This window comes from Pseudomonas sp. MYb193 (genome assembly GCF_002966775.1).
Taxonomy (GTDB): Bacteria; Pseudomonadota; Gammaproteobacteria; order Pseudomonadales; family Pseudomonadaceae; genus Aquipseudomonas; species Aquipseudomonas paracarnis.
Genome location: NZ_CP023269.1, coordinates 2497323 through 2521626 on the forward strand (window position 1 = coordinate 2497323; position 24304 = coordinate 2521626).

At 60.1% G+C, this 24304-nt stretch carries 21 protein-coding genes; 11 read left to right on the plus strand and 10 right to left on the minus strand.

Going from position 1 to position 24304, the window contains the following annotated elements; all coding sequences use genetic code 11:
• Positions 1-59: 59 nt before the first annotated feature.
• Together moaB and glp are read left to right on the plus strand one after the other, a co-directional pair.
• Entirely contained in the window at positions 60-599 is a 540-nt protein-coding gene (gene moaB / locus CLM72_RS11695; protein ID WP_105226542.1) for a molybdenum cofactor biosynthesis protein B, read from the plus strand.
• On the plus strand, positions 596-1801 hold the full coding sequence (glp, locus tag CLM72_RS11700; protein ID WP_105226543.1) for a gephyrin-like molybdotransferase Glp: 1206 nt from the start codon (positions 596-598) through the stop codon (positions 1799-1801). Before moaB ends, glp begins: the two co-directional genes overlap by 4 nt.
• A 158-nt stretch (positions 1802-1959) precedes the next feature.
• On the opposite strand, the gene moaE is transcribed toward glp, so the two are convergent.
• Genes moaE through moaA form a run of 5 tightly spaced genes read right to left on the minus strand, consistent with a single transcriptional unit; the run spans position 1960 to position 5108 of the window.
• Positions 1960-2412 carry a molybdopterin synthase catalytic subunit MoaE gene (moaE, locus tag CLM72_RS11705; protein WP_105226544.1) on the minus strand — a complete coding sequence of 151 codons (453 nt, stop codon included), beginning with the start codon at positions 2410-2412 and terminating at the stop codon, positions 1960-1962.
• 3 nt (positions 2413-2415) lie between these two features.
• Positions 2416-2667, minus strand: coding sequence for a molybdopterin converting factor subunit 1 (gene moaD, locus CLM72_RS11710; RefSeq protein WP_105226545.1), 252 nt, complete (start codon positions 2665-2667; stop codon positions 2416-2418).
• A complete protein-coding gene (gene moaC / locus CLM72_RS11715) occupies positions 2664-3158 on the minus strand; it encodes a cyclic pyranopterin monophosphate synthase MoaC (RefSeq protein WP_105226546.1) in 495 nt (164 codons plus the stop codon). The genes moaD and moaC overlap by 4 nt, the downstream gene beginning before the upstream one ends.
• Positions 3159-3170: 12 nt before the next feature.
• Complete coding sequence (locus tag CLM72_RS11720) at positions 3171-4070, minus strand: bestrophin family protein (protein WP_105226547.1); 900 nt, start codon at positions 4068-4070, stop codon at positions 3171-3173.
• Between the two features lie 39 nt (positions 4071-4109).
• Positions 4110-5108: a GTP 3',8-cyclase MoaA gene (moaA, locus tag CLM72_RS11725; RefSeq protein WP_072435727.1), complete on the minus strand. Its 999-nt coding sequence runs from the start codon at positions 5106-5108 to the stop codon at positions 4110-4112.
• 436 nt (positions 5109-5544) lie between these two features.
• On the opposite strand from moaA, the gene CLM72_RS11730 reads away from it, so the two are divergent.
• The 6 genes from CLM72_RS11730 to CLM72_RS11750 all read left to right on the plus strand — a co-directional run bounded on the left by CLM72_RS11730 (position 5545) and on the right by CLM72_RS11750 (position 10963).
• Positions 5545-7869, plus strand: coding sequence for an FdhF/YdeP family oxidoreductase (locus CLM72_RS11730; RefSeq protein WP_105226548.1), 2325 nt, complete (start codon positions 5545-5547; stop codon positions 7867-7869).
• A 67-nt stretch (positions 7870-7936) separates the two neighbouring features.
• Positions 7937-9358, plus strand: coding sequence for a cytochrome ubiquinol oxidase subunit I (locus tag CLM72_RS11735; protein ID WP_105226549.1), 1422 nt, complete (start codon positions 7937-7939; stop codon positions 9356-9358).
• Between the two features lie 15 nt (positions 9359-9373).
• Positions 9374-10390, plus strand: coding sequence for a cytochrome d ubiquinol oxidase subunit II (cydB, locus tag CLM72_RS11740; protein ID WP_105226550.1), 1017 nt, complete (start codon positions 9374-9376; stop codon positions 10388-10390).
• On the plus strand, positions 10377-10514 hold the full coding sequence (locus tag CLM72_RS28950; protein WP_168220173.1) for a hypothetical protein: 138 nt from the start codon (positions 10377-10379) through the stop codon (positions 10512-10514). The genes cydB and CLM72_RS28950 overlap by 14 nt, the downstream gene beginning before the upstream one ends.
• Positions 10501-10662 carry a DUF2474 domain-containing protein gene (locus tag CLM72_RS11745; RefSeq protein WP_105226551.1) on the plus strand — a complete coding sequence of 54 codons (162 nt, stop codon included), beginning with the start codon at positions 10501-10503 and terminating at the stop codon, positions 10660-10662. The genes CLM72_RS28950 and CLM72_RS11745 overlap by 14 nt, the downstream gene beginning before the upstream one ends.
• 61 nt (positions 10663-10723) lie before the next feature.
• Complete coding sequence (locus tag CLM72_RS11750) at positions 10724-10963, plus strand: hypothetical protein (protein WP_105226552.1); 240 nt, start codon at positions 10724-10726, stop codon at positions 10961-10963.
• A 218-nt stretch (positions 10964-11181) separates the two neighbouring features.
• Here the strand turns inward: CLM72_RS11750 and CLM72_RS11755 are convergent, their stop codons facing one another.
• The 4 genes from CLM72_RS11755 to CLM72_RS11770 all read right to left on the minus strand — a co-directional run bounded on the left by CLM72_RS11755 (position 11182) and on the right by CLM72_RS11770 (position 15362).
• On the minus strand, positions 11182-12000 hold the full coding sequence (locus tag CLM72_RS11755) for an alpha/beta fold hydrolase (protein ID WP_105226553.1): 819 nt from the start codon (positions 11998-12000) through the stop codon (positions 11182-11184).
• 93 nt (positions 12001-12093) lie between these two features.
• Entirely contained in the window at positions 12094-13485 is a 1392-nt protein-coding gene (locus tag CLM72_RS11760) for an alginate export family protein (RefSeq protein WP_105226554.1), read from the minus strand.
• A complete protein-coding gene (locus CLM72_RS11765) occupies positions 13482-14378 on the minus strand; it encodes a VOC family protein (protein WP_105226555.1) in 897 nt (298 codons plus the stop codon). The genes CLM72_RS11760 and CLM72_RS11765 overlap by 4 nt, the downstream gene beginning before the upstream one ends.
• A gap of 411 nt (positions 14379-14789) precedes the next feature.
• Positions 14790-15362, minus strand: a complete 573-nt coding sequence (locus tag CLM72_RS11770) for a LuxR C-terminal-related transcriptional regulator (protein WP_003190613.1) — start codon at positions 15360-15362, stop codon at positions 14790-14792.
• A 133-nt stretch (positions 15363-15495) separates the two neighbouring features.
• Here CLM72_RS11770 and CLM72_RS11775 point away from each other — a divergent pair, with 133 nt between their 5' ends.
• The 3 genes from CLM72_RS11775 to CLM72_RS11785 are packed head-to-tail and all read left to right on the plus strand — an operon-like array spanning position 15496 to position 19560.
• Complete coding sequence (locus CLM72_RS11775; protein ID WP_054898545.1) at positions 15496-16674, plus strand: acetyl-CoA acetyltransferase; 1179 nt, start codon at positions 15496-15498, stop codon at positions 16672-16674.
• A 3-nt stretch (positions 16675-16677) separates the two neighbouring features.
• The gene (locus tag CLM72_RS11780) at positions 16678-18207 is read left to right on the plus strand and encodes a class I adenylate-forming enzyme family protein (protein WP_105226556.1); all 1530 of its coding nucleotides are present in this window, start codon (positions 16678-16680) and stop codon (positions 18205-18207) included.
• A 33-nt stretch (positions 18208-18240) separates the two neighbouring features.
• Positions 18241-19560, plus strand: a complete 1320-nt coding sequence (locus tag CLM72_RS11785) for an MFS transporter (RefSeq protein WP_105226557.1) — start codon at positions 18241-18243, stop codon at positions 19558-19560.
• Between the two features lie 62 nt (positions 19561-19622).
• Here CLM72_RS11785 and CLM72_RS11790 read toward each other — a convergent pair whose 3' ends face one another.
• Positions 19623-24179, minus strand: a complete 4557-nt coding sequence (locus tag CLM72_RS11790; protein WP_146120489.1) for a DUF6543 domain-containing protein — start codon at positions 24177-24179, stop codon at positions 19623-19625.
• Positions 24180-24304: the final 125 nt, after the last annotated feature.

Consider the following 24304-nt stretch of genomic DNA (forward strand, 5'->3'; position numbering starts at 1 on the left):
GCTGTATGGGCGCTTTAGCCTCTGGTGATCGTTTCAATAATGGCTTGTAGGAGAGTGACATGAGCGTGAAGTCGGATGCATTGTTTGTTCCGCTGAATATGGCCGTGTTGACCGTCGGTGATACCCGTGAATATGCCAACGATACCTCCGGGCAACTGCTGGTCAGCCGGCTGCTGGAGGCGGGTCACCGTTTGAGCGAGCGCAACCTGCTAAAGGATGACCTGTATAAAATCCGCGCGCAGGTCGCGACCTGGATCGCCGACGAGCAGATTCAGGTGGTACTGATTACCGGGGGCACAGGCTTCACCGGGCGCGACAGTACGCCTGAAGCGGTCCACTGTTTGCTGGACAAGCAGATTGACGGTTTTGGTGAGTTGTTTCGTGCGATATCCATCCTCGATATCGGTACCTCCACGGTACAGAGTCGTGCCTTGGCCGGTTTGGCCAACGGTACGCTGGTGTGCTGCCTGCCGGGCTCGACGGGCGCTTGCCGCACGGCGTGGGAGGGTATCCTCGCCGAGCAGTTGGATGCGCGCCACAGGCCGTGCAATTTTGTGCCGCACCTCAAATCGGTGGCCTTGTGCGAGTCCCGGGGATGAGCCCGTCACAGCTCATGTCAGTGGAGGAGGCTATCGCTTCACTGTTGGCCATGGCGCAGGCGCGACGCCTGCAAGGCAGTGAGTCGATAGCATTGAGCGACGCACGGCAACGGGTACTGGCCAATGACTTGATCGCGACCCTGGATCTGCCGCCGTGGCCGAACAGTGCCATGGACGGATACGCCTTGAACGTCGACGACTGGAAAGGCCAGCCGCTGACCGTGTCGCAACAGATTTTCGCCGGGCATTCACCTGAGGCATTGCTGCCGGGCACCTGCGCTCGAATCTTCACCGGCGCACCGGTACCCGTTGGGGCCAATTGCGTCGAGATGCAAGAGAACGCCGAGCAACTGGAGGACGGACGGATACGTTTCAAGCAGGCGCTTGGCGCGGGCCAGAATATCCGTCCGCAAGGCCAGGAAAACCGTGCCGGGCAGGTGTTGCTTGCTGCCGGCAAGCGACTCGGGCCTTTCGCGCTGGCCATCGCGGCCGCGCAAGGCTGTACCCATGTATCGGTGGTACTCCGCCCACGGGTGGCATTGCTGTCCACGGGGGACGAACTGGCTGAGCCGGGTACGACGCTGAAGCCCGGCTGTATCTACAATAGCAATCGCATTTTGCTTAGCCATTGGCTGAGTGCATTGGGTTGTGACGTCATCGATGGCGGTATTCTTCCCGACCAGCCGCAGCACACGCGGCTCAAGCTGGAACAGTTGCAACCTGTCGCCGACTTGATCCTGACCACCGGTGGGGTGTCAGCCGGAGACGCCGACTGCCTTGGCCAGGTGCTGCGCGATAGCGGTAAGCCGTTATTCTGGAAACTCGCGATCAAACCGGGAAAGCCCTTGACCGTGGGCTACTACGGTAACGTGCCTGTCATCGGCTTGCCAGGCAATCCGGCCTCGGCGCTGGTGACGTTCGGCCTGCTGGCACGGGCTTACCTGTTGCGTATCCAGGGTGTTGATGACGTCACGCCCCTGAGCTTCCCGGTTAACGTCGGGTTTGACTGGCCGAAAGCAGGCAGCCGTCGCGAATACCTGCGGGCCAAGCTGGAGGAGGGCCGGGCGATTCTGTATCCGAACCAGAGCTCGGGCGTGCTGCTGGGAGCTTCGTGGGCGGACGGCCTGCTTGAAATCCCCGAGGGCTGCACACTGCGGGTCGGTGACATGGCGCGGTTCATTCCGTTCAGCGAGTTGTTTTAAGGCTAAGTTAGCAGGTATCGAGTGGGTGCGCCGCGATCCAAGTGTGGGAGCTGGCTTGCCTGCGATGGCGGTGGGTCAGTCAACTAATCTGTAAGTGATAAAACCGCCATCGCAGGCAAGCCAGCTCCCACAGGGTATTTGGCAATTAACGAAAGGCTTTATGCGCGCCAGCGCTGGGCCGCCAACTGGTCACTTTCCCTTCCCTCGACCCAGCGTTCACCAGCCTGGGTGTGTTCACGCTTCCAGAAAGGTGCGTGAGTCTTCAGGTAGTCCATCAAAAAATTGCAGGCATCGAAGGCTTCCTGGCGATGTTCGCTGGCAACACCGACGAACACGATGGGTTCACCGACCTTCAATGCCCCCACGCGGTGGACGATGCTCGCCCGTTGCAGGGGCCAGCGTTGATGGGCTCTATCGATGATCTGCTGCAGCGAGCGTTCGGTCATTCCCGGGTAATGTTCAAGGAACAATTCGCTGACCTGATCCCCCTGATTGAGATCGCGCACATAGCCGACAAAGGTGGCTATGGCGCCGACGCCCGGTTCTTCGGCGTGCAGGCTGCGGGTCAGCTCACCCAGATCAAACAGCTCGGTCTGAACCTGAACAGGCATTGATCAACCTCCGGTCACTTGGGGGAAGAAGGCGATTTCATCGAAATCTTCTATCGGCGCTTCGGGTGTGCACAGCTCCTGGTTCAATGCGCACATGAGGCTGGTCTCACCGAGCACTTGCTGCCAGGTTTCACCTCGGGCGCACAGGTGCTGCCTGAGGTCGGCAATGGTGCGCAGCGACCCGTCCAGGGCGATTTTTTCGCCGCCGATGCCCAGCTGTTCCCGATAGCGCGCAAAGTAATTGACCAGGATCATTGCGCGTCACCCGCGACAAAGGTGCCCGACTTGCCACCCTGTTTTTTGAGCAACTGGATCCGGTCGATGATCATCCCGCGGTCCACCGCTTTGCACATGTCATAGATCGTCAAGGCCGCTACGCTGGCGGCGGTCAGGGCTTCGAGCTCGACGCCGGTCTGGCCGTTGAGCCGGCATGTGCTGATGATCTGCACGCTGTCGGGCTCGACAGCACGCAGTTCAAGGTGAATCGAACTGAGCATCAGCGGGTGGCAGAGCGGGATCAGTTCATGGGTTTTCTTCGCCGCCATGATCCCGGCGATACGGGCCACCGCAAACACGTCGCCCTTGGGGTGCCCGTTAGCCTGGATCAGTTGCAGCGTGGACGGCTGCATGCGCACCCAGGCCTGGGCCTGGGCCTCACGGGTGGTTGCTGATTTGTCCGTGACGTCGACCATGCTGGCCCGGCCTGCGGCGTCCAGATGGGTCAGTGTGTGGGAGCGTTCGTTCATGGGGGCCTCGGGTCAGTTCAGTACACAATCAATGGGTTGGAGCACGGGCGGCAGTTGTGTCGCGCCGTTGGCGTGCAGCACTTCGCGTTCAATCGTGCGCACGATGGCATTGGTTGGCAGGTCGTTTTCGTCGTAGCCGAAGGGGTCTTCCAGCTCATCGCCAATCGCGTCCAGCCCAAAAAACGTGTAGCTCACGATGGCGGTGAAGACCGGCGTCAGCCAACCCAGGGGTTCGGCCATGGCGAAGGGCAGCAAGATGCAGAACATGTAGCTGGTGCGGTGCAACAAGAGGGTGTACGGGAAGGGCAGCGGCGTACTTTTGATGCGCTCGCAAATCGTCTGCGTACGGGTCAGGTTGCTTAAGTGCCTGGCCATCAGTTGGTAGCGCCATTCACTGAAGCCCCCCGACTCGGCCAGCGCCGAACACTGCTGGGTCACGCGGCCGATAATGCTTTCCGGGAGATTCGGGGTGCTGGCCGACGGCAGCTTGTCGAGCCAGGGCGCTGCCGCGATGGACTCATTTTCATTGCGCAGCCTGGCGTTCAGTGCGTGGGCGAACCCGCACAGGTTGCGCAGGATCTCTTTGCGTTGGCGCGCATCCTTGATCACTTGGGTTTCGCGAATCATGACGCGCACATCCATCACCATGGCGCCGAGGGCTTTGCGCCCTTCGTACCAGCGGTCATAGCAGGCGTTGTTGCGAAAACTCATGAAGATTGAAAGTGACAAGCCCAGTAGCGTGAACGGCGTGGCGTTGACCTTGGAGAAGTACGCCGGGTGAAGCGTCTCCACCAGCACAATCACCGAGGCCAGCAGTGTCACCAGCAGGCTGCGCAGTGCGATACGCCGGGCCACGGAGCCCTTGAGCGAAGTCAATACACCGATCAGGTTGGGTTTGGCTCTGACGATCATGGGCAATGGCCTTAATGCGAAGGGATAAAACCGGATGGGTTAACCACCGGTCATGTTCATGAAGCGGACAACCTGCACGTCATCATTGAGCTCGAAGTTGTGCCGATACGGCTTGAGTTTCATCGACTCAACGATGGCACTCTCCAGGCGTTTTGGTTCACCCGGGTAGCGCCGCAGCACCTCCTTGAGGTCGACCGAATGCTCGTTACCCAGGCACAGCAACAACCGGCCTTCAACCGTCAGGCGCACGCGGTTGCAGGTGCCGCAGAAGTTGTGGCTGTGGGGTGAAATAAAGCCCAGGCGAATATGCGGCGCCTCGGCCAGGCGCCAGTAACGCGAAGGCCCCTGGGTCGATTCTGCCGAGTCGATCAGGGTGTAGCGCTCGGCGATACGCTCGCGCACCTGCGCGCTGGAATAGAACGCCTCGGCACGGCTGTGTTCGCTGATGACCCCCAGGGGCATTTCTTCAATGAAGGAAATATCCAGGCCGCGGTCAATGGCGAACGCCACGAGGTCGTTGATTTCGTGGTCGTTGCGGCCCTTCATCACCACGCAGTTGAGCTTGGTGCGTTGGAAGCCCGCCGCATTCGCCGCATCGATACCGGCGATGACCTTGGCCAGGTCACCGGTGCGCGTCAGTTCACGAAAGCGCTTGGGGTCAAGGCTGTCGAGGCTGATGTTGAGGCGCTTGAGCCCGGCATCGAACAGCGGCGCGGCCAGCTTGCCCAGTTGCGAGCCGTTGGTGGTCATGCACAACTCGCGCAGGCCGGGCAGCGTCGCGATGCGCTTGCACAGCTCGACCACGCCCGGACGAATCAAGGGTTCACCGCCTGTCAGGCGGATTTTGCGCGTGCCCAGTGCGACAAAACTCTGCGCCAGTTGATACAGCTCTTCCAGCGTCAGGATTTTCTGACGTGGCAGGAATTCCATGTCTTCGGCCATGCAATACACACAGCGGAAATCGCAGCGGTCGGTCACCGACATCCTGAGGTAGTCGACCCGGCGAGAAAAACTATCCATCAAGACTTGATCGGTCATTAAAACCTCGGCAGCGACGCTGAGCGTGTAACTACGGTGTTTGGACGCTCGATGTAGGTAAGCGCGTTATTTAAAGCAAGGCTAGAGTTGTTTTAATGCCGCGTCTAATCACTATTAGCAACCGAGTGATCGACGAAATCTATGGGCTTTTGATTGGGGGTTTTACTCGACTTTTATTATTTTATCTTTTTGATTTTTAAAACAATTTATCGTAATAGAGCATGTCGATGAAGTGGTCATTATTTGTGATTAGACAGGCTGTTTATGCACGGCATAGGCTAAATGCGTAACTCGATGTTGGACCCTTAAAACCGGTCGACGTGAACCCGGTTTAGTGGGCTTTAAACCGATTTGCGTTTTGCAGTGCCTGAAAAATAATCATCAATAAGGGCTTTAGTTAGGCCCGCGCCTACGTGTGAAGTCTTGGAGAATTACCATGAGCGAAGTTGAACGTTATAAACCGTACAAGGGGGCGGCCGCAGGTTGGGGCGCGCTGATTGCGGTGACGCAAAGCTGGCTGGGCAGTGAAAACGCGTTCAAGAACATCCGCGCGATGCTCAAGACCAACCAGAATGGCGGTTTTGACTGCCCGGGTTGTGCATGGGGCGAATCGCCGGAAGGCGGCATGGTCAAGTTCTGCGAGAACGGCGCCAAGGCGGTGAACTGGGAAGCCACCGGGCGCCTGGTCAACCCGGCGTTCTTCAATAAATACACGGTGTCGTCGCTGGCGGCGCAAAGTGACTATTGGCTCGAATACCAGGGGCGTCTGACCCATCCGATGCGCTACGACGCGTCGCTGGATCGTTATGTCGAAACCAGTTGGGACGACGCCTTTGCCCTGATTGCCAAGCACCTCAACGAGCTGGAATCGCCGGACCAGGCCGAGTTCTATACCTCGGGCCGCGCCAGTAACGAAGCGGCTTATTTGTATCAGCTGTTCGTTCGCGCCTACGGTACCAATAACTTTCCCGATTGTTCGAACATGTGCCACGAAGCCAGTGGCCTGGGCATGGACGACAGCGTTGGCGTAGGCAAAGGTACAGTGACTTTCGATGACCTGGAGGAGGCCGACGCGATTTTCGTTATCGGCCAGAACCCCGGCACCAACCACCCACGCATGCTTGAGCCACTGCGCGAGGCGGTGAAGCGCGGCGCCCAGGTGATCTGTTTCAACCCACTCAAGGAGCGTGGGCTGGAACGTTTCCAACACCCGCAGCATCCGCTGGAGATGCTCACCAACGGTTCCGAACCCACCTCGTCGGCGTACTTCCGTCCGGCGCTGGGCGGCGACATGGCGGCCTTTCGAGGCATCGCCAAGTTTCTGCTGGAGTGGGAGCGTGATGCCCTGGAAAACAATGGAGAGGCGGTGTTCGACCGCGCATTCATTGCCGAACACACCTGGGGTCTCGAACAGTACCTGGCACAGGTGGACGCCACCTCGTGGGAGCATATCGTCGAACAATCGGGCCTCAACCTGGCCGATATAGAGCTGGCTGCGCGCATGTACCGCCGCGCCAACCGGGTGATCATGTGCTGGGCGATGGGCGTGACCCAGCACGTGCACTCGGTGGTGACCGTGCAGGAAATCATCAACGTGCAACTATTGCGCGGCAATATCGGCCGGCCAGGCGCAGGGCTGTCGCCGGTGCGCGGGCACAGTAACGTGCAGGGCGACCGCACCATGGGCATCAACGAGCTAGCGCCACCGGAGCTGATCGATGCGCTGGAAGCGCGCTTTGACTTCAAGGTACCGCGCCGCCATGGTCACAACACCGTGATGGCGATTGCCGCCATGGAACAGGGGCTCGCCAAAGTCTTCATCGGCCTGGGTGGCAACTTTGCCCAAGCGACGCCGGACACCCCGCGCACCCATGCGGCATTGCGCAAGTGCGACCTGACCGTGCACATCGCCACCAAGCTCAACCGCAGCCACCTGGTGACCGGCCGCGAAGCCTTGATCCTGCCGTGCCTGGGCCGTACCGATATCGACATTCAGGCCGAAGGCCCGCAAGGCGTGACCGTGGAAGACACCTTCAGCATGGTGCACATCTCCCACGGCCAACTGAAACCCAAGTCGCCCTTGATGCGCTCTGAACCGGCCATCATCGCCGGGATCGCCAATGCGACCCTGGGCAAGCACCCCATTGACTGGCTGTGGACGGTGGCCGACTACGGCCGCATCCGTGATTTGATCGCCGACACCATTCCCGGCTTCGAGGACTTCAACACAAAACTGCTGCACCCGGGCGGCTTCCACCTGCGCAACAACGCCGCGCACCGCATCTGGCAAACCGACAGCGGTAAAGCGCAGTTTGCCCCGAGTGAGCTGCCCGCCCACCTGGTCAGCGAAGGCGTGCGCAACCTTGACGTCAAGCCGGACCTGATCCTGCAGACCATGCGTTCCCACGACCAGTACAACACCACGTTGTACGGGCTCGATGACCGCTATCGCGGCGTTTATGGCATGCGCGACGTGGTGTTCGTCAATGAGCAGGACATTCGCAAGCTGGGTTACGAGCCTGGGCAGAGGGTCGACATGGTGTCGTTGTGGGGCGACGGGCGCGAGCGTCGGGTCAGCGGCTTTACGTTGATCGCCTACGACATTCCGCCTGGCCAGGCTGCCGCCTATTACCCGGAAACCAACCCTCTGGTGCCCCTGGAAAGCTATGGCGACCGCACCTTCACTCCCACGTCGAAGTTCATCGCTATTCGCCTTGAACCTGCGCCGGCCAGCAACCTGATTCAGTCACTCGGCGCTTGAGCCGGGCGGGGCGGCCGGCAGGTCGCCCTGGGTTTTGCTGATCACTGGACACTATGAGGGTACCGTCATGCTAAATCTCGAGGCGCTCGACCTGGCGCGAATTCAGTTCGCGTTCACGGTCTCGTTTCACATCATCTTTCCCGCCATCACCATCGGCCTGGCCAGTTTCCTGGCTGTGCTGGAAGGCTTGTGGCTGAAAACCGACAATCCGGTCTACAAGGACCTGTATCACTTCTGGTCGAAAATCTTCGCCGTCAACTTCGGCATGGGCGTGGTTTCGGGCCTGGTCATGGCGTATGAATTCGGCACTAACTGGAGCCGGTTCTCGGACTTCGCCGGGAGTATCACCGGGCCCTTGCTCACCTATGAAGTGCTGACGGCATTCTTCCTGGAAGCGGGCTTTTTGGGGGTGATGCTGTTTGGCTGGAACCGAGTTGGGCGTGGGTTGCACTTCTTTGCCACGGTAATGGTCGCCATCGGTACGTTGATCTCGACGTTCTGGATCCTGGCCTCCAACAGCTGGATGCAAACTCCCCAGGGCTTTTCCATCGTCGATGGCCGGGTGATGCCGCTGGACTGGTTCGCCATCGTCTTCAACCCGTCGTTCCCGTTCCGCCTGACGCACATGGCAATCGCTGCGTTTGTTGCCACGGCGTTCTTCGTCGGCTCATCGGCGGCCTGGCACTTGCTGCGTAAAAACGATACCCCGGCAGTGCGCAAGATGCTCTCGATGGCGTTGTGGATGGCGCTGATCGTGGCGCCGATCCAGGCGGTTGTTGGTGATGCCCATGGCCTCAACACTCTGGAGCACCAACCGGCAAAAATCGCCGCGATTGAAGGGCATTGGGAAAACGTCGGTGACGGCGCGACGCCGCTGGTGTTGTTCGGTATCCCTGACATGGAGGCCGAAAAGACCCGCTACGCGATCGAGGTCCCGTACCTGGGCAGCCTGATCCTGACCCACAGCCTGGACAAACAGATCCCGGCGCTCAAGAGCTTCCCTAAAGAGGACCGACCGAACTCGACCATCATTTTCTTCAGTTTCCGGATCATGGCCGGGCTGGGGATGTTGATGATCCTCACCGGGATACTGGGCTTGGCATTGCGCCGTAATGGCGCGCTGTATCGCAATCGCCTGTTCCTGCGCCTGGTGTTGTTCATGGGGCCGACCGGCCTGATCGCGATGCTCGCCGGTTGGATCACCACCGAAGTCGGGCGCCAGCCATGGGTGGTCTACGGGCTGATGCGCACCGCCGACGCGGCGTCCAACCATACCGTCACGCAGTTGAGCATCTCCCTGGCGTTGTTCGTGGTGATCTACTTCTCGGTGTTTGCCGTGGGAATTGGCTACATGATGAAGCTGGTACGCAAGGGGCCGCAGCCCCATCACGACCATCCGCCCCAAGGCGGCCCCGGCCAGGACCGTACGCCACGCCGTCCCTTGTCCGCCGTTACCGAGCCGCTCGCGTCCGGCGACCACACCAACTGATCGAGGGGATTGCACATGGGCATTCAAGGTATAGACCTGTCGTTGATATGGGGCGTGATCATTGCCTTCGGGGTGATGATGTACGTAATCATGGACGGCTTCGACCTGGGGTTGGGCATCCTGTTTCCGTTGATCCCGGACGAGCAGGAGCGCGACGTGATGATGAACACCGTGGCGCCGGTATGGGACGGCAACGAGACGTGGCTGATCCTGGGCGGTGCGGCGTTGTATGGCGCGTTTCCGCTGGCGTACTCAGTGATCCTGGAAGCGTTGTACCTGCCGCTGATCTTCATGCTGGCCGGGCTGATCTTTCGCGGCGTGGCGTTTGAATTCCGCTTCAAGGCCAGCCCGCAGAAGCGGCACATCTGGGACATGGCGTTTATCGGCGGCTCGTTCCTGGCGACCTTTTGTCAGGGTGTGGTGATCGGCACCTACATCGCCGGCATACCGGTGGTAAATCGCCAGTTTGCCGGCGGCACCCTGGACTGGTTGTCTCCGTTCCCGCTGTTCTGCGGCGTAGGGTTGGTGGTGGCGTACGCCCTGCTGGGCAGCACCTGGTTGCTGGTCAAGACCGAAGGCATGCTGGAGTCGCGGATGCGCCTGTTCAGCCATTACCTGGCCTTCGCCCTGATGGCCGTGGTGGCCGTGCTGTGCGTGTGGACCCCCTGGCTGCACCCGGAAATCGCCACGCGCTGGTTCACCCACGCACACATCGTGGTGTTCGGCGGCCTGTTGCTGCTCGGCGTACTGGCCCTGGTCGGGCTGTTGAAGACCTTGCGTCAACACCATTCCCACTGGCCGTTCGTGTTCACCCTGATGCTGGTCTTCCTCGGCTATATCGGCCTGGCGTTCAGCATCTGGCCGAACATCGTACCGCCATCCATCAGCCTGTGGGACGCCGCATCGCCACCTTCCAGCCAGCTGTTCATCCTGATCGGCACCCTGTTTATCCTGCCGATCATCCTGATGTACACCTGCTGGAGCTACTACGTTTTCCGCGGAAAAGTGAGGATTGGAGATGGTTACCACTAACGCTGAAAAACCGATGCCGTTTTACAAGCAGGTGGCGCAGTTAAGCCTGCTGTTTTGCACGGCGCTGATCATGCTGGCCGCCGCGACGGCCCTGACAATGGAGTTGGCCCATGGAACGCTCTGAAGTGTCACACGCTCAAAATCAGGCAGGCCCTTGGTACAAGCGGGTGTTTTGGCTGATCGCTATTTGGCTCGCCAGTGTGGCTGCACTCGGCATCGTGGCCAGTGGTATTCGCGGGATCATGCACATGGCCGGCATGAGTAGTCATTGACGGGGTATTTTACCTAACGAACGTCCAGCGCTGAACGTGGCGCCGGATCAAGGAGAGACGTATGTCAGAACGTATTGATAGAGACCATCCTATTGAATATGTGACAAAAAGTGGTGTCACCGTGATGATTGGCTTCAGCTGGGGCCAGGCACTGGATATTCCTGTGGGTGCCCGGTTGACCTTGCCAGGCGAGGATGCCCGACCGGCCTTTGTGGAGGGAGACCATTGGGAGAGTTATGAGCAGGCGGTTGAAGGGGCGCAAGAAGCGGCAGAGCGGTGGGTGAGATCTCCGCTTCGATGAAAGGGCTTATGGGGCTGGCGTGGTGGTGGGGTGAACTGCGCCTGGCCTTGTAAGCGTCACTGGATTTCAGGCACAAAAAAAAGACGTCTTTGGACGTCTTTTTTTATGGATGCTTACTATTTTTGCGTTTGCGTACCCGCCGTGAATACCAAGGTCTCCAGCAACCCCTCACCCTCAGGGCTTTCCCGGCCAAACAAGGAGAGGATGTTTCAAGTGGTTCAGCGGTTCAGGAACCCAAGCAGGTCTTCATTGAGCTGTTGAGCGTGGGTTACGGCAAACCCGTGCGGCGCATCCTTGTACACCTTCAGTTGTGCGCCCTCGATCATCTGCGCCGCGGCTTTGCCGGTGGTGTCGAACGGCACGATCTGGTCGCCGTCGCCATGGATCACCAGGGTCGGCACGTCGATTTTGGCCATGTCCGGGCGGAAGTCGGTTTGCGAAAACGCGGTGACGCAATCCACGGTGGATTTGAGCGACGCGAGCATGGCGATCTGCAGGGTTTGGCTGAGCACACCCTCCGAGACGTGCTGGCCTTTATTGAGACCGAAGAACGGCGTGTTGAAGTCGCTGATGAACTGCGCACGATCCTTCAACAGGCCGGCCTTGATGCCATCGAACACCTCACCAGGCACGCCTTGGGGGTAGTCGGCTTGCTGGCCGAAGATCGGCGTGACCGCGCCCAACAACACCAGGCCGGCGACACGGGCACTGCCGTGGCGGGCGATGTAGCGCGCCACGTCACCGCCACCCATGGAGAAGCCCACCAGGGTCACGTCCTGCAGGTCCAGGTGTTCGATCAACTGGGCCATATCGTCAGCGAAGGTGTCGTAGTCGTTACCGGTCCATGGCTGGTCCGAGCGGCCAAAACCACGACGGTCAAAGGCAATGGTGCGAAAGCCACGGCTGCTCAGGTATTCCATCTGGTATTCCCACATGTCCGCATCCAGCGGCCAGCCGTGGCTGAACAGCACGGGCTTACCGCTGCCCCAGTCCTTGAAGTAGATCTGGGTACCGTCTTTGGCAACGAATGTGCTCATCTGAAACTCCTTGCAGGGCTGAAAAAGGGCGGTGTAAAAACCGCCTCACTATTGCCGTAAACCTGTGTCCAGGCTTGTATGGATGTGCTTGTCTCACCAACTGAATTTGAGCTCCATGCCCAGGTAATTGCTGTCGTGCCCACCGGCATCACGCAGGGTCTGGCCGACCGCGTAGTGCACCGCCTCGACCGCACCGCTGAGGTTGGGCGTAAAGGCGTAGTCGGTGCGCAGTTGAGCGTAGGCGCCGGTCCAGCGCTCACCTTGGCCCGCCGTGCCAGCCACGGCCAGGTTGGGCTGGGCGTAGACGGCGTCTGCGGTGGTCTGCCGCCACAGTAGGCCAACAGCGGTTTGCACGCTGAGCTTGGCGAGGGGCTTGACGGTAATCGACGGCTTGACGTGGATCAGGTTGCTGTAGCCGGTATAGCCCGCCAGGGAAAAGTAATAGCCATTGGGGAACAGCGGGTTGAAGGTGCCGACCCGGCCGTCACCGGCCTGGCGGTCACCGGAAGCGATATCCAGTTGCAGGCCGATACGCGGCTTCCAGGCCAGCGTGTCAAAGGTGTAGCCGGTGCGGCTGCCACCGGCCCAGGCGCGAATCGTCTTGCTGCCCACCGAGCCGCGTTGCAGCATGGCTTCGACGTCCCAGTCGAACCCCTGGGCTGCGCCACCGAGGCGGGCGTCCAGCAACTGGCGCGTCTCTTCGCCGTCGGCGTCCAGGTAATGGGCGGCACTGCGCTCGTACACGCCGTAATAGGCCGACAACTCATTGGTGCCGCCCACCAGCCGCTCGACCCGTAGCATGTGGAAGCGCGCGTCGCTGTTGGACTTGTCGTCGAAATGCCGGCCATCCTGGTACTGCACCGGTTGGCTGGCGATCCCGATAAAGCGCCATTGCGGCGTTTCCCAGTCCGCCCACAACGCATCGAACGACTGCCGCACATTCGGGCCGTCCCGTGACGAGATGAAACGCTGCAAGTCGAAAGCGAAATCCTGGCGGCCAGCCCGTGCCTTGAAGGTGCCAGCGTTGAAGGTCTTCACGTATTCGGCAAAGGCCAGGCGCAGGTCGACGCGGTTCTGGTCGGCACCGCCAATGGTGGTCTTGTCATAGGCCCGCACATCTTCCAACTGGGTGAACAGCCGCCAGTGCTCGTTCAGGTGCAAGTCGGCGTGCACCTGAAAGCGCTGGATCAGGTAGCGGTCACGCGGTACATCCCGCACGCCGAACCCGCTGGCGTCGTTCATCTCGAAGCGTTCACGCAAGGTGGCGCCCAACGACAAGTAGGTGAACGGGTTGGCGGCGGACAGTGGGATGTACTTGAGGTTGTCCAGCGGTTGCGTGCGCAATGCCGGGTCCTTGAGCACAGACCAGTCTTCCTGCCAGCGGTTGGCCTTGATCGCCGGGCGTACCGGCTGGTCGTCGGCCTGCACGCTGCCAGCAAGCAACGGCCACAGCACAGCCAGGCTCCAGCCTGCGTGACGAATCATTTTGCCGCGCTGAGTTGGTGGATTTCTGCGACATAACCGCCCGGGAACTCCACCAACGCACTGCGCCGACCTTTGCTGTCGAATGCCGGCACCAGCACTCTGGCGCCAGACCCGCTGGCCTTGCCCAGGGTGGCGGCGAGGTCGTTGACCTGATAACCGGTGGTGTCGTGGCCGAACGGGTAGGGCAGTTGGCCGTTGGTGACCAGCACCGCCATGCGCCCGAACGGCGATTCGATCTCGACGCGGCGGTAGTGGCCGCCGGCTTGGCCGACATCAACCCCAGGGGCGTGCTTATCGTCGCTCACTACCTTGCCGTGGGAGAAACCCAGGAACGCCTTGATAAACCGCTCGGCGCTGTCGTGAGACACATACACGCGGTTTTCCGGCACGGTTTCGAAGGCGGTGTAATCCGGGGTCTTGGTGTGCCAGTACAGCTGCATGTTCACACCACCCGGCCATTGCACCACGGCGTCACGGCCGATGGGGTCGGGGAAATCGCTGACGATCACATCGGCCCCATTGTCCCGCGCGGCCTTGAGGGCTACGTCCATGTCCTTGACCAGATAGCCGTTGCGTTCCTGGCCGAACGGGTGAGGCACGGGGGTGGTAAAGCCGAACAACGACACGGTTCCCGCCGGGGTCTGGAGCAATTGCGAGGTGGTGCTGCTCGGCACCGGCAGCACGTTGACCACGACCTGGGGCGTGCTTTTGCCGCCGAAGGTGGCGAGGAAACTCTGCGCAAAACGGTCCACATCGGCCGGCGCCACATACACATGGCTGGTGTCGTACTGCGGCGCCACGGCCACGTTCGGGGTGGCGGCAAACGCGTTGCTCATCATCGCACTTGCCAGCAGCGTCAATGCCAGCGATACCTTGGTTGCTGTGTTAACCATGCCCGTTCTCCAGCGCTTCTGAGGGTTCGAAAGCCGTGAGGTTAGGGGGGCAGGGCGGTGGGGAATTGTATGGACGTGCTCGGTTGAACGTTTCAGCTACGCGGCCCAGACAGCCGACGCTTGTCTACCTGACGCCCCTCAATCCAAATGTGGAAGCTGGCTTGCCTGAAATGACGGCCTGCCAGCCGACTCTTCTCTAGCTGACACCCCACGATCAAACTGTGGGAGCTGGCTTGCCTGCGAAGGCGGCATGACAGTCACTGCATCTATCACTGCACGACCGCTTTCGCAGGCAAGCCAGCTCCCACATTTGATCTTCGTTGCTTTGGGCATTGCGTTCGTTTAACTGTGCGGCATTGTGGCTGCCCACACATTTGGATCGCGGGGCATCGGTTAAACAGCCTTTATCGGTCAGGCCACCATGATGATCTTCGACACCAACTCCACCACCGTCTTGGCCTGAAGCTTCTTCATCAACCGCGCCCGGTGCACCTCAACGGTGCGGTGGGAGATCGCCAGGCGCAGGGCAATTTCTTTGGATTTGAACCCGTTGACGATGTGCATGGCGATTTCCCGCTCCCGGGGCGTGAGGTCGCCGGTGCCCTGGTGCATGCGGTCCAGGCGTTCGAAGTGCCAGATCATCAGTTTGAATGGGTCTTTGGGGGTGAGGGTGTAGCCGTGGGACTTGGCCCAGAACACTTCGCCATTGTGGTGCTGCATGAAGCGTTCATCGGAATAAAAGCCGTTGTCGCTGTCGAGAAGCCAGTCATGGCTGCGCTTGCCGATGGCGTGGTAGTCGGCCTGGGACGGGTAGATCAGCAGGGTCAGCTGGTTGACCAGTGCGTCGCGCGTATAGCCGAACAGCTTCAGGAAAGCGTCGTTGCAGTCGAGAATCACGCGGTCGCTGGTGACGATCTGCGGGGCAGGGGACAGCTTGAACGCCAGGCGTTCGAGGTCGGGAAATTGCTGGGCTAGCGCGGTCATGGGGCATCCTGCCTCGTTGTTCAATGCCCTGGGGCGCTACTACTTACCCGTGTAAGTAGTTACACGAATTGGCGCACGATCAGGGGTGGGTCATTGTAAGTAAAGTCCGAATCAAGAACAGAAGAAATTGATTATGCCTGCTGATTGCGTCTCCATTGTTGCCGCTGGTCACTCCCGCTTTGGTCGCCTGGAAGGCACGACGCTGGAAGACCTGATCGTCCAGGTTACCCGAGAAGCCCTGAGCGACGCCGAGATTGACGCGTCGCAAATCGATGCGTTGTTCCTCGGCCATTTCAACTCGGGGCTGGTGCCCGACGGGTTTGCCGCCTCATTGCTATTGCAAGCCGACCCCGGGCTGCGCTTCAAACCGGCTACTCGCTGTGAAAACGCCTGTGCGTCCGGCTCGGCGGCGATCCAGGCGGGGGTCAATGCGATCCTCTCCGGCAGTGCTGAGCTGGTGCTGGTGGTGGGCGCCGAGAAGATGACCCACACCAGCACCGCCGCTGTCACCCAAGCCTTGGCCGGGGCCGGCTACCAGAACGACCCGGCCGAAGCCGGCCTGAGTTTCCCCCAGTTGTTCGGCCGCGCCGCCCGCCAATACGCCGAGCGTTATCACTGCCCGCTGGGCTCGATGGCGGCCATCGCTACCAAAAACCACTCCAATGCCATGGCCAACCCGCTGGCGCAGATGCATCGGGAGATGAATTTCGAACACTGCAACAACGTGTCCCAAAGCAACCCGTTCGTGGCTGACTCCTTGCGCCTGACCGATTGCTCGCTGATCAGCGATGGCGCCGCCGCGATCATCCTCGCCTCGCCCAAACGTGCGCGGGCGTTCCGTCGCGAGGTGCAAATCCGGGCGATGACCCAGGTCAACGACACCTTGCCCATCGCCCAGCGCGACATTCTGGCCTTTGAGGGCCCGCAACGCGCGATCCATGCAGCGCTGCGCGGGGCGAATGTGACCCTGGCTGACCTGAGCTTCGCCGAAGTGCACGACTGCTTCACCATTGCCGAGTTGCTGATCTACGAAGCCATGGGCCTGGCGCCCAAGGGCGAAGGCCATCGCGTGCTCGACAGTGGGGTGGTGCGCGCCGGCGGGCGCTTACCGGTGAACCTTTCCGGCGGGCTCAAGGCCAAGGGGCATCCCGTCGGCGCCACGGGAGTGTCCATGCATGCCTTGGCGTTCCGGCAATTGACCGGCGAGCCGATTGGCCTGGCGGTGCCCAACCCGGAGTTCGGCCTGGTGTTCAACATGGGCGGCATGGCGGTGGCCAACTACGCCTCGGTCCTGCAGGCACGCCGGAGCTGAGTCATGAACATTGCCAACTGGCTGCACGACACCCAGCGTCGGGCCCCGCAACGCCCGGCATTGTTCGACGGCAGCGTGCAAGTGGCCGACTACGCCACCTTCGCCGCCCACGTGCGCCAACGCGCTGCGCATCTGGTGGAGCAGCATGGCCTGGTGCCGGGAGACGCGGTGGCGCTGCTGATGAAAAACAGCTGCGACTACCTGGAACTGCTCTACGCCATCTGGTGGATGGGCGGGGTGGCGGTGCCGATCAACGCCAAGCTACACCCCAGCGAAGCGGCGTGGATTGTTGATAATGCCGAGGCGCGGTTGATCTTTACCGACGGCGGCCAGGTGTTTTCATCGCGGGATTTGCCCGCGCATTGCACGGAATTGGACGGCCACCCGCTGCCGCCCAGCCATGGTTGGCCCAGCCTGGAACAGCCGGTGCCCCGCCAGGATCACGACCTCGCCTGGCTGTTCTATACCTCTGGCACCACCGGGCGCTCCAAGGGCGTGATGCTGTCGCACGGCAACCTGATCGCCATGTCGCTGTGCTACGCCACGGATGTCGATCAAGTGAGCGTCGACGATGCGGCGCTGTATGCCGCGCCTATGTCTCACGGCGCCGGCCTGTACAACTTCATCCATGTGCGCTGCGGCGCCCGCCATGTGGTCCCGGCCTCCCATGGCTTCGATGCCGCCGAGCTGTTCGGGCTGGCCGAGCACATGGGCCAGGTGTCGCTGTTTGCTGCGCCGACCATGGTCAAGCGCATGGTCGAACAGGCCCGGCGCCAGGATTATCACGGCGCCGGCATCAAGACCATCGTCTACGGCGGCGGCCCCATGTACCTCGCCGACTTGCGCGAAGCAGTCGACACCTTCGGCCCGCGCCTGGTGCAGATCTACGGCCAGGGCGAGAGCCCGATGACCATCAGCGTCTTGCCACGCGCCTTGATCGCCGAGCGCCAGCGCCCCGACTGGGCCACCCTGGCCGCCTCGGTGGGCCACGCGCAAGCCTGTGTCGAGATCCGCATTCTCGATGCCGAGCACCAGCCACTGCCCACCGGCCTACGCGGTGAAATCGCGGTGCGTGGCGCCACGGTGATGCAAGGCTACTGGCGCAACCCGCAGGCCACGCGCCAGACGCTGGTGGACGGTTGGCTGCTGACCGGCGACATCGGCTACCTCGACCCGGCCGGCTACCTGACCCTGACGGATCGCTCCAAGGACGTGATCATCAGTGGCGGCAGCAACGTGTACCCCCGTGAAGTCGAGGAAGTGCTGGCCCAGCATCCCGAGGTGTTCGAAGTGTGCGTGGTGGGCGAGCCCGACGCGCAATGGGGTGAGTCGGTGGTGGCCTTCGTGGTGACCCGCAGTGGCCAGCCGCTGGACGAAGGCGAGCTGACGGCGTGGTTCCTGGCGCGCATGGCCTCGTTCAAAAAGCCGAAAAAATATGTGTGGCGCAGCGACTTGCCGAAGAACAGCTACGGCAAGATTCTCAAGACCGACTTGCGACATTGGCTGCAAACCGCGAGTATCGCCGCGCTTTAACATGGATCGATAATCAGACAAGGAGTCCCCACGATGGGCAATCCCGCACAAGACACCGTCCGCAAGCGCCGCCGTGCGTTTCTGGGCGCCACCTCCGGCCACTTGATCGAGTGGTACGACTACGGCGTGTATGGTTTTCTCGCGGTCTATATCGGCCAGGCGTTCTTCGTCTCCGATGACCCCACCACCAGCTTGTTGGCCAGCTTTGCCGCGTTTGCGCTGAGCTTTTTTATCCGCCCTTTGGGTGGGCTGTTCTTCGGCCCGCTGGCAGACAAGATCGGCCGGCGCAAAACCCTGATCATGGCGCTGGTGATGATGACCGGCTCCACGGTGATGCTGGGCCTGTTGCCGACCTACGCCAGCCTGGGCATCGCCGCACCGATCCTGCTGATCCTGGTGCGCTGCGTGCAGGGCTTCTCGGCGGGCGGCGAAATCGGTACCGTCACCAGCTTCATCTCTGAATACGCCGGCCCCGGTCGCCGGGGCTTTGCCACCTGCTGGCTGATGGTTACCGCCGTGCTCGGCCTGCTGCTCGGTGGCGCCGTGGCCAACGGAATGACCTGGGTATTGGGCGCCGAGGTCATGCAGGAATGGGCCTGGCGCGTACCGTTCCTGATCGCCGCGCCCTTGGGCTTTATTTCCATGTACATCCGCCTCAAGCTCGAAGACAGCCCTGAGTTCCTGGCCCTGCAACGTGCCGGGCAAACTTCGCGGGCGCCGCTGCGCGAGGTCTGGCAGTGGAAGCGGGCGATTGCCCTGGTGTTCTTTATCATCACCTTGCACAGCTCGATCTTCTACCTGGTGCTGACCTTCGCCTCGACCTACATGGCCAAGATCCTCAAGTTCGACAGTGGCACCACCTTGCTCTACGTGTTCGTCGCCAGCTTCTCGGCGGCTTTCGTGATGCCGTTTGGCGGGGCCTTTACCGATAAATACGGGCGCAAGCCGTTCCTGATGGTGATCGGCACGCTGGCGACCCTGGCGATGTTATGGCTGTTCAAATCCGCCCCGACCGCCACCCCGGCGACCTTCTTCGCGCCGTTGATGGCGGTGGCGATTCTGTTCGGGCTGTACGCGTCGTCAACCTATGCGTTGATGAGTGAGCTGTTGCCGACGCGGATTCGCTCCACTGGGATTGCCGTGGCGTATAACGTGCCCGTCGCGGTGTTTGGCGGCAGTGCGCCGTTGATTTCCACCTGGTTGATCAAGGTGACAGGCGACATTACTTCGCCGTGGTATTTCTATGTAGCGACCGGGGTGGTGTCGTTGGTAGCGCTGGTGTTGTTGCGCAAGGAGGACTTCGTGGTCGGTGCCACGCCTAGGGTGGCGTCTGCGAAAACGGCGCTGGCCTGACGCCGTGTTTGCATATTGGTAATCAAACGGCAGGGTTGTGTTGGCAAACCTGCCGAAACAGGCTATCGGGCTGAATTGGCTGGCAACACGTGGGCCGCGTCCAGGGCAGGGTAGGAGTAATGTGGCCGGTAATCGACAAGTTCTTGAACCATCTCAGGCTCTTTCTGGGTGCCAATATTGAATCGCAGCAGCGTTCCTGATGTCTTTTCCACCGTATTAAGGTGGTTGTTCTTGGCAAAATCCAACTTCACTTTCGAGTCAGCGAGCAACTTTATGTCGCGTGGAGAAAGCGTGGGGTATTTCGCTTTGAATTCCCGATAGTACGTTTTGAACAGGCCCGTTGGGTCTTTGCCCAAAAAATAATCCATGTGCACAGGACCTGCGAATGACTTGGTGGGTATGTTGGTCAGGTTGGAGATTTCATCACCCAGCGAGTTCGGGCCGTTTGCGCCGGAATAGCAGACGCGAAGCACAATGTTTTTATATTTGCTGAAGTCAATTTTTTCCGCACGAAGTTTATTGACGATGTCTTGCGCCGAATAGAACTTGCCGTTTGCGCCTACGACTTTCGCGGGCTCTCCGGTGGCCGGTTCAGTCCCATGTCCGAATATATTGAGTCGTGGGGCGCCTTTGTAAATATCCTCGAAGGTTTGTATGTCACCATCGATGGCCTTGAAACCCCTCCATGGACCGCCCAACCGAATCACTTCACGTAATGCTGACTCAGGCGAAGGCGCCGCCGGTAAATCACCTACGCGTGTTTCCTGCGGTACCGTATGAATGGCCGCGACTCCAGTACGTGAGGAGGTTTGAGTGGGGTGTGCTCTTGCGAGGTGAAGCATTAACATCGCTATGTTGATGAATAAATCTGTTGCAGCTGCTTCTTTGTTTCCTTCCCTGCTCCCGGTAAGCGTCTTGATATCACTTATGATGCTGTCTGCCTGAAACGGCATACCGATTAAAAAGGCACTCTCTGGCATGAACAGAAATGCCGTATTGAGTAATAGGCCTGCCCCTTCTTTAATCCTTTCCCAGCGACTTTCCCCGTTGGATACGGCCTGGTGTTCGGCCAGCGATGTCAGCGCCCTTGAATTGGCTTCATACAAGTAGCCCATCAGTTGCCCGGTTTGCAGCTCGGACGACAGGTCATGAGTCGCCAGTGTGGGCGGCGCAGGCGTGAACACGGGCGTATATGTCGGCATATGCGGTTCGCGAAAGCCATCGTGCCTGTAGACGGCGCGGGTTGTCTCATCAGGCAGCCAGGCAAGAATGTCTTTTTGTAGTTCCTTCTGTGTCTGGACAGACTCCATTAGCGCCTGGCGCGAAGGAAACTGCAGCAGGGGGGCGCTGGAATTCAACGGGCGATAAAGAATGTGCGGGCCGACTGTGATGTCCTTGGGTTCGATCAGGAACATGTTTTCGACCACATCGGGCACCGCGCCGGGCAGGCGCATGAGCGCCAACGGGCGCACGGTGATTTCGTTGCCATTGACGAACTTCTTCCCTGGCGTTGGATCCAGTATTGCCTGGAGGTAACGAAAACCCATGGCGTTATCGAAGCCAGCCTCGCCTTTGGCCGTCAGTTCCAGGGCCCTCATTTTCAGTTCAATCGGGACTTGCTCGGCGAACAGCGCTTGGCGCCTGGTTTTTTTTTCAGGATCGTCGAGCAGCTCGCGCCTGACTAATTCGGGGTAGTTCTTGCCGGCATCGATTTGCTGAATCAGCTTACCCAGTTCGCCCTCTTTTCCGAGCTTGGCTAGATGAATGCCCGTCGGTTTGTGACGCACCTCCACCCGACCTTGTGGTAATCCTGAAAGGTTGCGTACGAAGGTTTCGATGAAAGACAGGGTGGTGGTTTGGGTTGATCCGAATCCGCTGGCCGGGGCGCCATAGGGCGTGTGAAAGATGACTTCCAGATCCTTGATGTCATAGTGAAAAGGTGGAGGGTCGAGGGCTTTGATCTGATCCTGGATATAAGTGCTAATGTCCGGAATATCACCGCCAAAGCTCTTGCCCTTGTGCCGGCGCTCGAAGCCCGCCATCTCCAGAAGCAGGTCATGGTAAATAAAGCGATTGGCATCGGAGGCGGTTTTTGACCATTCGGGACGCTTGAGCCCGGACTCTTGGGATGGTCGCGCCACGATCAGCGCGGGATCAGTGTCGGCGTTGGCGTCCCCGTTGTTAATCATGACGTTCGCTTGCAGGTAGAACGCATCAGCGTCGAAGGCTTTCAGGCTGGGCTTGTCGGTGCGGGTCGGTGGTTGCGCCTCGGGGTTTTGCTGTTCCCAGGCCTGCTGGGCTGCATCCAGGGAAGCATAAGGGGTAACCTTTCCGCTGGGTTCGCACATCAGCACAGCGAGGGTGCGGTCCCCAGCCTTGCGTTCGATGAACAGGTTAGGGGTTTGAACGTTCGGGCTGTCTGGGTTGGCCGGGTCAGTGCGGACCATGAAGTGAATGGTTGTCTTGGAGTTGTCTGTGGGGTTGAGGTGCCCGTGGGGAAACCTTGCTACCGTATCCAGTGTTTCGCGCTGTATGTCATTGAGACCTGGGGATTTTAAACTGGCCAGGCGCAGGTTGCTGTGCAGCAGCTGGCCGAGCATTGACCGCCGGCTACCCGCGTAAATCGGGGTGACACTGAGCGCTGTGTCGGCACTCAGCCCAGGGGCCGGCTCATTGAACGGCGGCTCATTCCAATACGTGATCTTTGCCGCTCGAAGCGTTTCGTTCAGCTTGCCGGGCAACTCGCTCATAGCCTTCTGTAGCGCTGACCTATCGATAGGAAGTGCAGTACCCGCAGGTTTGCCGGTACGGGCGAGCACGTCCTCGCGCGTATCGACGAATTTGCCAGCGCTGTCGAAAACCGGCGCGGCGCCTCCAGCGACATGGCTGATGATCATTTCCATCAGCGGTGTTTCAATGTACTCACCTGGATTGTCCGGATCGGGAACGGCGAACGCCAACTGCTCCACATCGAGGTTCAATGACGCATCGATGGCGTCCTTGAGTAATCCCGATACGACCGACTGCAACCCGGGCTCTGCGTTAAACAGACGGTGGGCGATGTCGCTCACGGGGCTGGCGACGGGCGGCTTGGCGGTGGTTACCGGCGCAGGCGCTTGAACGACAGTAGGTGTTGGAGGGGTTGTGATGCCTGCAAGTGTTTGTAGGGCTGCCTGCTGCAGTTCGCGAATCCCACGCGAGGTGTCAGCAGAAGGGTTGTTTTTTTTCAAGGAGGGGAAGCCATCGCGGATGAGCCCTGCGACTTGTTCGAGCCACTTCTGCTCTGAGCCGGTTTCCCGAGTCACGCCGTAAAAGTCCAGCATCATAGAGAGATCCAGCGCTTGCTGGGTACGAACGGGCCCCTCGTAGACCGAGCCGCTTCTCCCGTATTTTCGGGCCGCGCTTGAAATGTCGGGTTCGAGGGCCGCCCATTGGGGGCAAGTCGACGTGCGCAAAACAATCGATTTACGGCTGCCGTCAGGGTTTCGTACGTAGCCTTCCAACTGGCCTGTCGGCAAGTGGATAAACAAGGATGAAACCTCGAGATTATGTTCTTTCGCAAACGCCAGGAAAGCGGGGCTGGAGAAGCATTTGCCGAACGCCTCGCGTGTGTGTGCGTAGGTAGAGTCGTCAGGCACATTCAGGAAGGGGAGAAAGGTTAGCGACTGATCATCGATGCGCCTTTGATAGCCGATCCTCGTGAGAATTCTGGCACACTCCCGTGCCACTTCCCGATCAGCCGCCTCGACGCGTTCGGCGGGCGTCGGTGTGCGACTGGAGTCGGCAAGTGTGCCGCTGCGTTCAAAGGTGGCTTGGGTGATCGTCTCCTTCACGCTGCGTTGTGCTTGCCTGGCACGCAAGGTCTGTTGCGAGATGTCCAATGGCAGAGGGCCGTTGGGGATGACCAGAGAGGGGAATGTATCGGCGTCCTGGAGTGCCGCGATCACGGCCCGCGGATTACGCGTAAGCTCGGTTCTAGCGATAGCGTAGAAGTCTCCCACCAGGTAACTGGGAGGCGTGTGTTCGCCGGTGTAGCGGAACCAGGTTGTCGACGGGGCGCCCAGCTCTCTGGCCGCTGCGGCGACGTCCGCCGATGCCTGTGACCAGCCAGGGGTGAACTCCGTGAAGCTGTTGGGGGAGCCATTGATCATGCACGTCATGGTTCCCTCTTGAGGGTTCCAGCTGAAGTTGGACAGGTCGATGTGATGGGCTTTGGCAAAGGTTGCAAACGGCTCTGCCCTGAGCGCCTGGTTAAAACGTGCCCACGCTTGGCCGAAGCTGGAAAAAGGCGGAACCTGGGTGAGAGTCGGGGCGGTGAGTGACTGCCTGTGGGTTGTGAGCTCCTCAGCGATCTGGCCCATCAATGCCGCGCTGAGCTGCTGTGCCAGCTCGGCATCACTCTTTTCCACCAACGTGCTGACTTGTCCTTGAGTGAGCAGAAATTGAGGCGAACTTGGGGCGCGTCTTGAAACGGGCTCGGATCGACCAGGATTTTCCGGCTGCTGAGCAATGTCATACTTCAGCCTTTCATCCGGGTTGACCGGCCACGCAAAGGTGCCTGTTGGCGTTTGTTGCGAAGATGAGGGTGGAACATGGTTCGTGGCTGCCGGGATCGTCATGGAAGTCTCCGTCTATCGTTATGAAAAGCGCGCCTTCTGTGGCGAATTTTCGTGGCTTTTCTGTACGAAGGTGTTCCGTATCCACTTAATACGAAGGGTTACAGCCGCTGATGCGGGGAGCCGTC